Origin of the sequence: Pseudomonas sp. yb_2 (genome assembly GCF_043103905.1) — a bacterium.
Classification (GTDB): Bacteria; Pseudomonadota; Gammaproteobacteria; order Pseudomonadales; family Pseudomonadaceae; genus Aquipseudomonas; species Aquipseudomonas alloputida.
In genome coordinates this window covers 106,570-115,160 of sequence record NZ_JBICKH010000015.1, presented here as the reverse complement: position 1 = coordinate 115,160, position 8,591 = coordinate 106,570, and the positions used below count along the sequence as shown (strand labels likewise).

The window sequence follows — 8,591 nt, the reverse complement described above, 5'->3', positions numbered from 1 at the left end:
CGGTGTCCAACCGTGCGCCTTTCGACGAGCAGAGCTGCCTGCTGGTCGAAGCGTTGCGCCCGGAGGTGGTGAGCTTCCATTTCGGCCTGCCGCAGGCCGAACTGCTGCAGCGGGTAAAGGCCAGCGGTGCCAAGGTACTGTCCAGCGCCACGACCGTGGAAGAAGCGGCCTGGCTGGAGCGCAATGGCTGCGATGCGATCATCGCCATGGGGTATGAAGCCGGTGGCCATCGCGGCATGTTCCTCAGCGATGACATCACCAGCCAGATAGGCACCTTCGCGCTCGTACCGCAGGTGGCCGATGCCGTCGGCGTGCCGGTGATTGCCGCCGGTGGTATCGGCGACCACCGCGGGCTGTTGGCGGCACTGGCCCTGGGTGCCTCGGCAGTGCAGATCGGCACGGCTTACCTGTTCTGCCCCGAGGCCAAGGTGTCGCCAGCGCATCGCCAGGCGCTGGACAGCGCGCCTGCCAGCGACACCGCCCTGACCAACCTGTTCACCGGCCGCCCGGCGCGCGGCATCAACAATCGCCTCATGCGCGAGCTGGGGCCGATGAGCGAGCTTGCACCGCGCTTCCCGCTGGCGGGCGGGGCATTGATGCCTTTACGGGCGATCACCGATCCGCAGGGTAAGAGTGATTTCAGCAATCTGTGGTCGGGGCAGGCGTTACGGCTAGGCCGGCACATGCCGGCGGGTGAGCTGACCCGGGAGATTGCCGGTAAGGCATTGGCAGTGATCGGTCACCAGGCATTCTGACAGGCAGGCATGGCCTCTTCACGGCCAATGGTTTATCGCTATATAGTTAAGGCTATAACGATAATCTCAAGGAGCTGTCTTCATGCGTATCCGCTCGCCCCAGTTGGCCGTCACTGCCCTGGCCAGCCTGTTCGCCTTCAACACTGCCTGGGCCGACGAAGTCCAGGTCGCGGTCGCAGCCAACTTCACAGCCCCTGTCCAGGCCATCGCCAAGGACTTCGAGAAAGACACCGGCCACAAACTGATCGCGGCCTACGGCGCCACCGGGCAGTTCTACGCGCAGATCAAGAACGGTGCACCGTTCGAAGTGTTCCTCGCCGCTGACGACTCCACCCCCAAGAAGCTGGAAGCAGAAAGGGAAACCGTACCTGGCTCACGCTTTACCTACGCCATCGGCACCCTGGCCTTGTGGTCTGCGAAGGAAGGCTACGTAGATGCCAAGGGTGAAGTGCTGAAAAAGAACGAATACAAACACCTGTCCATCGCCAACCCGAAAGCGGCACCTTACGGCCTGGCCGCCACCCAGGTACTGGACGGGCTGAAGCTCACCGAGGCCACCAAAGGCAAGATCGTCGAAGGCCAGAACATCACCCAGGCCTTCCAGTTCGTCTCCACCGGCAACGCCGAGCTGGGCTTCGTCGCCCTTTCGCAGATCTACAAGGACGGCAAGGTAACCCATGGCTCGGCATGGATCGTGCCGTCCAACCTGCACGACCCGATCCGCCAGGACGCCGTCATCCTCAACAAAGGCAAGGACAATGCGGCCGCCAAGGCACTGGTCGAATACCTCAAAGGCCCGAAAGCCGCAGCGGTGATCAAATCCTATGGTTATGAACGCTGATGCCACTCGATGCCAGTGACCTGGGCGCCATCTGGCTGACCGTAAAACTGGCCAGCCTGACCACCCTGATCCTGCTGATCATCGGCACACCCGTCGCCTGGTGGCTCGCGCGCACGCGCTCTTGGCTGCGCGGGCCGGTGGGTGCGGTGGTGGCACTGCCGCTGGTACTGCCACCGACGGTGATCGGTTTTTACCTGTTGATCGCCCTTGGCCCGCACGGCTGGCTTGGTCAGGCCACCCAGGCGCTAGGCCTGGGCAGTGTGGTGTTCAGCTTCACAGGCCTGGTGATTGGCTCGACGGTGTACTCCATGCCGTTCGTGGTGCAACCCCTGCAGAATGCCTTTGGCGCGATCGGCCAGCGCCCCCTGGAAGTCGCCGCTACTCTGCGAGCCAGCCCATGGGATACCTTCGTTCATGTGGTGCTGCCGCTGGCCCGCCCTGGCTTCGTCACTGCCAGCATCCTCGGCTTTGCCCACACGGTGGGCGAGTTTGGCGTCGTACTGATGATCGGCGGCAACATCCCCGACAAGACTCGCGTGGTTTCGGTGCAGATTTTCGATCACGTCGAAGCCATGGAGTATTCGCAGGCCCACTGGCTGGCCGGTGCCATGCTGGTGTTCTCTTTCCTGGTGCTGCTCCTGCTGTACGCTGGACGCCGCGGCAAAGCTGGCTGGAGCTGAAATGACCGCATCGATTGTGGCGCACCTGAAACTGGCACGCGACGACTTTACCCTGGACGTCAACCTGCACCTGCCCGGGCGCGGCATCAGCGCGCTGTTCGGCCACTCTGGCTCCGGCAAGACCAGCTGCCTGCGCTGCCTGGCCGGGCTGGAACGGGCCGCCAGCGCCTATATCGAAGTCAACGGCGAAGTCTGGGAAGACAGCACCCGAGGCTACTTCCAGGCGCCGCACCTGCGCCCGGTGGGCTACGTGTTCCAGGAAGCCAGCCTGTTCCCGCACCTGTCGGTGCGCGGCAACCTGACGTTTGGCTGGCGCCGGGTAGCGCCCGCTGAACGCAAGGTCAGCCTCGACCAGGCGTGCCAACTGCTGGGTATCGGCCACTTGCTGGACCGCCGCCCGGCAACCCTGTCGGGTGGCGAGGCGCAGCGGGTGGGTATTGCCCGCGCCCTGCTCAGCAGCCCGCGGCTGTTGTTGATGGACGAGCCGCTGGCAGCCCTCGACGGCCCGCGCAAGCGCGAGATACTGCCCTTCCTGGAGCGCCTGCACGACGAACTGGATATCCCTCTGATATATGTCAGCCACGCCCAGGATGAAGTCGCGCGGCTGGCCGACCACCTGGTGTTGCTGGAACAAGGCCGGGCGATCGCCAGCGGCCCGATCGGCGAAACCCTGGCTCGCCTTGACCTGTCGCTGGCCCAGGGCGACGACGCCGGCGTCGTGTTCGAAGGTAGGGTGGTTGGGCACGACCCGCATTACGGCCTGCTGGACCTGCGCCTGCCCGGCAGCAGCGGGCCGCTGCTGCGCATCACCCACGCGGCGCAGGTGATGGGCAGCACCCTGCGCGTCAAGGTGCAGGCCCGGGATGTCAGCCTGGCACTGGCGGCGGATAGCGCATCGAGCATCCTCAACCGCCTGCCGGTGCGTGTGCGCGAGAGCTGCCCGGCGGCCAACCCGGCGCATGTGCTGGTCAGCCTGGATGCTGGCGGCAATGCCCTGCTTGCACGCATCACCCGCTTCTCGGCAGACCAGCTCGGCTTGCACACAGGGCAGATACTGTTCGCCCAGATCAAGTCGGTGGCCCTTTTGGGTTGAGCATCCTCAGCGCGCGTATTGTCCATTGATCAGTGACCTGATCGAGGCCCGCCGCCCATGCTTGACTGCCCCCTGCCGCGCACCCTGCACTACGTTGACGACAGTCAGCCGGGCCTGACCCGTCGGCGCTGGCGCGACCGTTTCATCTACCTGGATGCCGATGGCCAACGGGTACGCGACAGCGAAACCCTTGCGCGCATCGCCGCATTGGTGATCCCCCCGGCCTACACGGATGTGTGGATCTGCGCCGATCCGCAAGGCCACCTGCAAGCCACCGGCCGCGATGCCCGTGGCCGCAAGCAGTACCGCTACCACGCACAGTGGCGCGAACTGCGCGACCAGCACAAATACGGGCGCATGCTTGCGTTCGCCCAAGCCCTGCCAAAGCTGCGCACACAGCTGGAAGCCCACTTGGCGCGGCCAGGGCTGGACCGGGAAAAAGTCATGGCGCTGGTGGTGAGCCTGCTGGACCACACCCTGATCCGCATCGGCAACCAGCGCTACCTGCGCGATAACCGGTCGTACGGATTGACCACCCTGCGCAATCGCCATGTGCAGGTCAAAGGCAGCACTATCCGCTTCCAGTTCCGCGGCAAGCGCGGCGTCGAACACAACGTCACCCTCAACGACCGGCGCTTGGCCAACCTACTCAAACGCTGCATGGAACTGCCTGGGCAGGCACTGTTTCAGTACCTGGATGAAGATGGCCAGCGCCATAGTGTCGGCTCCAGCGAGGTCAATCAGTTTCTGCAGCAGTTGACCGGTGCCGACTTTACTGCCAAGGACTATCGCACCTGGGCCGGCAGCAGCCTGGCATTGAACCTGCTAAAGCCCTTGGCCTGGGAGCCGGAGAGTGAAGCCAAACGCCAGGTCGCCGCAATAGTCCGCCAGGTAGCCACGCGCCTGGGCAATACGCCGGCAGTGTGCCGGCGCTGCTACATCCACCCGGCAGTTCTGGAGCACTATGCCTTGGGGCGCCTGGCCAATTTGCCGAAAAACCGTGTGCGCAAAGGCCTGGACCCGGAGGAAGTGGCCTTGCTGTTGTTTCTTCAGGCACTTGAGGAACAGGAGGACCATTGAGCTTGTCTATTCAGCCCATGATGCGAAGAAATTTCCCATTAGCCGCCAACCCCCCTATTCTTGCCAGCGAGCACCTTGGCCGACAAACCGTTGACGGTTTGCTTTGGCACCTGCAACTGAAGACACGCAACAGAATTTGTCTGTCGGGGAATTACTATCCGCCGAAAGCGTCTTTAATGAGAAGGAAGAGGGACAAGCTCCCGCCGCCGCGGCAACTAGCCCAGCGGACTTATACATCACCAAGGAGAACTACATGCTGATACTCACCCGTAAGGTTGGCGAAAGCATCGTCATCAACGATGACATCAAAGTCACCATTCTGGGCGTCAAAGGGATGCAGGTGAGGATCGGTATCGATGCACCGAAAGATGTTCAGGTCCATCGAGAAGAGATTTTCAAACGCATCCAGGCCGGCAGCCCGGCTCCGGAGAAACACGAAGACACACACTGAGCGTCACCCGAGGGGCATGGATGCGCTCGACCGCCAGCCTCAGGTGCCTATTAACTGATGCACCGTGGCGATCATCTCATCCATGTCGAACGGTTTGTCGAATATTGCGGCAAACAGAGCCGGGCATCCTTGGCTGGCCTGTGCGCCGCTCATGAGGATGACCGGCAACTCGCTTAACGCCGGGTCCTCGCGGATGGCACGCGCCAACTCCTCACCGTTGAGTAGCGGCATCATGTAGTCGGTAATCACCAGCTGCACGCGTTTTTCCTTCAACGCCTCCAGTGCTTTGCAGCCATTGCTCGCCTTTTCCACCAGGAAACCTTCGTCCTCCAGGGCAAACCCGAGGATATCGGCGATCAGGTATTCGTCATCGACAATCAGGATGGTGTTCATCGGCTCGTCCGTCACCCGCTCTCCTGCGGCGTCGGCGTTCCCGAAAGCACACCGCAGGCACCTTCGAACGCCTTGCGCAAGGTAATGCCTTGCGGCCCGATCAGCAGCTCGTGCAAGGCCGGGTCATGGTGACTGTCACGCACCTTGAGGACCGACAGCATGCGCCGTAGTTGCGAGTCCAGTTCGACAAAGCGCATCAGCATAAGGTTGTCGACGATACTCGACAGGTCCGGCGCGGGGGCGCTGATTTCCGCGCCGAAAATGTCGCGCATCTCCCAGGTCAGCATCACGCTGACATCGCGCGCGCGCAACTCACCCGCCAGCGCGCGGAAAAACGCATTTAGCCGCGTCGGGTCAATAGCCAGGCGGCTGAATGCGCCAAGGCTGTCGATCACCACGCGCTTGCTGCCCTGCGCCGCTACACGCTCCAGTAATCGCGCGCCAACCTGGTCCAGCAAGCCCTCGGTGGTCGGCTGCCAGCACAGCTGCAAGCTACCGCCCTTCTCCATCGCGGCAAAATCGTAACCGAGCGAAGCGGCCTTGCTGCGCAGGCGTTCGGGTGTTTCGTAAAAACCGAAATGCAACCCCGGTGCCTGCGGGGTGCTGGCACCCAGAAAGGCCAGGCCCAATGATGTCTTGCCAATCCCCGAAGGCCCCATCAACAGGCTGACTGACCCGGTGGCCAAGCCACCGCCAAGCATTTCATCGAAGGTTGGTACGCCGCTGCTGATACGCGCCAAGGTGCCACTACCCAATTGGCTGGGGTGGCTGAACAACGCTTCCAGGCGAGGATAGACCTGCATGCCGGACTCATCGATAAGGCATTCGTGACGCCCCGACAACGCACCACTGCCGCGGGTCTTGCGCAATTGGACATGGCGCACGGCGCGGCTGCCGACCAGTTGCTCACCCAGTTCGATCACGCCATCGACCATGGTGTGTTCCGGGCTGCCCTCGTCGAGCCGGGCACTGGTCAGCAACAGTACGGTGCAACCGGCGAAGGCAGCATGCCCCTGCAGCTCAGAGACGAACTTCTTGGTGTCCAGCGCGGTTTCCGCACGTACCCGGGCATTGAGCACACCGTCGACGATCAGCAGGCTGGCCTGTTGCCGGGCAATTTCCTGGCGCAGCAACCGCACCACCGCATCCAGCCCGTCCTGCTCTAGGGTATCAAAGGCGCTGACGAACTGGATTTTGTCACCGACCAGCGCCGGGTCGAAGAAGTCCAGCGTGGACAGGTACTGGAACAAGCGTTCGTGCGACTCGCTCAGCAAAGTGGCCACCAGCACGCGACCACCGCCACGCACGTGGCCGCAGGCCAGCTGATTGGCGAGGATGGTCTTACCGGCCCCCGGCGGCCCCTGAATAATGTAGGAGGCGCCAGCTATCAGGCCACCCTTGAGCAACGCGTCGAGCCCGTCGATCCCCGTTACCAGCCGCTTCAGTGCCTGTGCCATGTTGTCTACCTGTCGAGTGGGCTATCCGTCTGGTCCTGATACATTGGCAAGTACAGTCGCATGCAAGTTCCCCGGCCAGGCTCGCTGTCGACACAAATGGCACCGCCACTTTGCCGGGCGAACCCATAGACCTGGCTGAGCCCCAGGCCGGTACCCTTGCCGAAAGGCTTGGTGGTGAAAAACGGCTCGAAGATGCGCGGCAGTATCTCTGTGGGTATGCCTTCGCCGCTGTCTTCCACCTCGAAGCGCACGAAGCTGCCCTTCAGCCCTTCAACTTCGCCGAACAACTCGACCACATCGACAGTCAGGCTGATGCGGCCATGCCCGTCGATGGCATCACGGGCATTGAACAACAGGTTGAGCAACACCATCTGCAGTTGCCCGGCATCCACCTCGATCAACGGCAGGTCCGGTTGCAGCAACACCTTCAAGTCAATCGAGCTTGGCAATGCATGTTCAAGCAGGCCACGCGTAGCGTTAACCAGCTCTGCCGGGGCAACGCTGGCCACATCGAACTTGCGGTGACGGGCAAAACTGAGCAATTGCTGGGTCAGTTCGGTGCCACGCTGGCTGGCATCGAGGATGTGCTGCAACATGCGCTGGGTGCGTGCCGGGTCCTGGGTGGCCAGCGCCAGGCGCGCCGAGCTGATGATAATGGTCAACATGTTGTTGAAGTCGTGCGCCAGACCACCGGTCAACTGGCCGAGGGCTTCAAGCTTCTGCGCCTGGAACAGCTGGGCGCGCACTGCGTCGAGCTGCTGCGCCGTCTCGCGACGGTCAGTGATATCACGTGTCACCTTGGCCAGGCCAATGATCTGGCCACTTTCATCACGGATCACATCCAGTGCCGCCAAGGCCCAGAACTGCGTGCCGTCCTTGCGCACCCGCCAGCCTTCGTCCTGCGCCACACCCTGCTCCAGCGCCTGACACAGCAGGCGCTCAGGGCGGCCATCCGCACAGTCCTGCGGCGTGAAAAACAACGAAAAGTGCTTACCGATCACTTCATCTCTACGGTAACCCTTGATCCGTTGCGCGCCTGCGTTCCACGACACCACATGGCCAGAAGGGTCGAGCATGTAGATGGCATAATCCACCACCGACTGAACCAGCTGTTCGTAACGATGGGCGGGCATGACGGAAGCGTCGAGGCAGTCAGCTGAAACCATGCAAACTCCACTGGCACAGCAGGAGGGAGGAAATGAGCGTAGCCCGGAGTGTCTGCCAGTAGACAGCTGAACGACTACAGGCAGTCAGCGTTCCGGCTCGGCCAGTGTCGGGCTGATGCATCGCGGCATGGCCACTTTCAGCAACCACAGGCTGAGCAACATGATCATACCACCGCCGGCCAGGGCCAACATACGCTGCTGCTGTGAGTGCTCCGCATCGAAGCCCAGCAACAACAGATAACCGCCCAGGCTGATCAGGCTGATGTAAAGAAATGCAGCCAGCACGAGCACCTGCGCGAACAACAGCCGCCAGAATAACCGCGGACGCACCACACCTTCGCCAACTCGACCCTGAGTCATTACGCTACACTCTTGGATCCAATGATGGGCAACAGTGGCGTAACGACAGCACGGTGTCAATTGCCGGTTCGATCACCCTTCTACCTGTTGATCATAGGCGCTGCAGTTGACTCAACTATAACAATGGGTTATAAAGCGCGCTTGATTGCGAAGCCCTTCTGCTTAGAAGCGAGCTGGTCGTTGCGACCCCTTCAAGCGTGCGAGTGTGGTGGAATTGGTATACACAGCAGACTTAAAATCTGTCGGCGTGAGCCTTGCGGGTTCGAGTCCCGCCACTCGCACCAAACTTCGTTGAAAAGGCGCCCTCGCGGCGCC

Annotated in this window: 10 protein-coding genes and 1 tRNA gene; 7 read left to right on the top strand and 4 right to left on the bottom strand. The window is 62.1% G+C overall.

The window, feature by feature from the left end:
* The 6 genes from ACF8FB_RS03490 to csrA all read left to right on the top strand — a co-directional run.
* Positions 1-755 (top strand): NAD(P)H-dependent flavin oxidoreductase (locus tag ACF8FB_RS03490; RefSeq protein WP_392511039.1); only part of this gene is annotated, 755 nt, incomplete at its 5' end.
* An 82-nt stretch (positions 756-837) separates the two neighbouring features.
* Complete coding sequence (modA, locus tag ACF8FB_RS03485) at positions 838-1,596, top strand: molybdate ABC transporter substrate-binding protein (protein WP_350298053.1); 759 nt, start codon at positions 838-840, stop codon at positions 1,594-1,596.
* The gene (modB, locus tag ACF8FB_RS03480; RefSeq protein ID WP_010954656.1) at positions 1,596-2,276 is read left to right on the top strand and encodes a molybdate ABC transporter permease subunit; all 681 of its coding nucleotides are present in this window, start codon (positions 1,596-1,598) and stop codon (positions 2,274-2,276) included. Before modA ends, modB begins: the two co-directional genes overlap by 1 nt.
* A 1-nt stretch (position 2,277) precedes the next feature.
* Positions 2,278-3,369, top strand: a complete 1,092-nt coding sequence (gene modC, locus ACF8FB_RS03475; RefSeq protein WP_064492599.1) for a molybdenum ABC transporter ATP-binding protein — start codon at positions 2,278-2,280, stop codon at positions 3,367-3,369.
* A 57-nt stretch (positions 3,370-3,426) separates the two neighbouring features.
* Positions 3,427-4,449, top strand: coding sequence for a DNA topoisomerase IB (locus tag ACF8FB_RS03470; protein WP_010954658.1), 1,023 nt, complete (start codon positions 3,427-3,429; stop codon positions 4,447-4,449).
* A 253-nt stretch (positions 4,450-4,702) separates the two neighbouring features.
* On the top strand, positions 4,703-4,900 hold the full coding sequence (csrA, locus tag ACF8FB_RS03465) for a carbon storage regulator CsrA (RefSeq protein WP_010954659.1): 198 nt from the start codon (positions 4,703-4,705) through the stop codon (positions 4,898-4,900).
* A 39-nt stretch (positions 4,901-4,939) separates the two neighbouring features.
* On the opposite strand, the gene ACF8FB_RS03460 is transcribed toward csrA, so the two are convergent.
* The 4 genes from ACF8FB_RS03460 to ACF8FB_RS03445 all read right to left on the bottom strand — a co-directional run bounded on the left by ACF8FB_RS03460 (position 4,940) and on the right by ACF8FB_RS03445 (position 8,276).
* The gene (locus tag ACF8FB_RS03460) at positions 4,940-5,293 is read right to left on the bottom strand and encodes a response regulator (protein WP_010954660.1); all 354 of its coding nucleotides are present in this window, start codon (positions 5,291-5,293) and stop codon (positions 4,940-4,942) included.
* A gap of 11 nt (positions 5,294-5,304) precedes the next feature.
* Positions 5,305-6,750, bottom strand: coding sequence for an ATPase domain-containing protein (locus ACF8FB_RS03455; RefSeq protein ID WP_020191342.1), 1,446 nt, complete (start codon positions 6,748-6,750; stop codon positions 5,305-5,307).
* Between the two features lie 5 nt (positions 6,751-6,755).
* Entirely contained in the window at positions 6,756-7,916 is a 1,161-nt protein-coding gene (locus ACF8FB_RS03450; RefSeq protein WP_392509513.1) for a nitrogen regulation protein NR(II), read from the bottom strand.
* Positions 7,917-8,000: 84 nt separating this feature from the next.
* Positions 8,001-8,276, bottom strand: a complete 276-nt coding sequence (locus ACF8FB_RS03445; RefSeq protein ID WP_020191344.1) for a hypothetical protein — start codon at positions 8,274-8,276, stop codon at positions 8,001-8,003.
* A 199-nt stretch (positions 8,277-8,475) separates the two neighbouring features.
* Between ACF8FB_RS03445 and ACF8FB_RS03440 the strand changes: the two genes are divergently transcribed.
* Positions 8,476-8,560, top strand: a tRNA-Leu gene (locus tag ACF8FB_RS03440).
* Positions 8,561-8,591 lie beyond the last annotated feature (31 nt).

What these genes read in the sequence shown, in the direction of transcription:
- ACF8FB_RS03460 (WP_010954660.1), bottom strand. Translation starts at nt 5,293, where the DNA reads ATGAACACCATCCTGATTGTCGATGACGAATACCTGATCGCCGATATC.
- csrA (WP_010954659.1), top strand. Translation starts at nt 4,703, where the DNA reads ATGCTGATACTCACCCGTAAGGTTGGCGAAAGCATCGTCATCAACGAT.
- ACF8FB_RS03445 (WP_020191344.1), bottom strand. Translation starts at nt 8,276, where the DNA reads ATGACTCAGGGTCGAGTTGGCGAAGGTGTGGTGCGTCCGCGGTTATTC.
- ACF8FB_RS03450 (WP_392509513.1), bottom strand. Translation starts at nt 7,916, where the DNA reads ATGGTTTCAGCTGACTGCCTCGACGCTTCCGTCATGCCCGCCCATCGT.
- modA (WP_350298053.1), top strand. Translation starts at nt 838, where the DNA reads ATGCGTATCCGCTCGCCCCAGTTGGCCGTCACTGCCCTGGCCAGCCTG.
- modC (WP_064492599.1), top strand. Translation starts at nt 2,278, where the DNA reads ATGACCGCATCGATTGTGGCGCACCTGAAACTGGCACGCGACGACTTT.
- modB (WP_010954656.1), top strand. Translation starts at nt 1,596, where the DNA reads ATGCCACTCGATGCCAGTGACCTGGGCGCCATCTGGCTGACCGTAAAA.
- ACF8FB_RS03455 (WP_020191342.1), bottom strand. Translation starts at nt 6,750, where the DNA reads ATGGCACAGGCACTGAAGCGGCTGGTAACGGGGATCGACGGGCTCGAC.
- ACF8FB_RS03470 (WP_010954658.1), top strand. Translation starts at nt 3,427, where the DNA reads ATGCTTGACTGCCCCCTGCCGCGCACCCTGCACTACGTTGACGACAGT.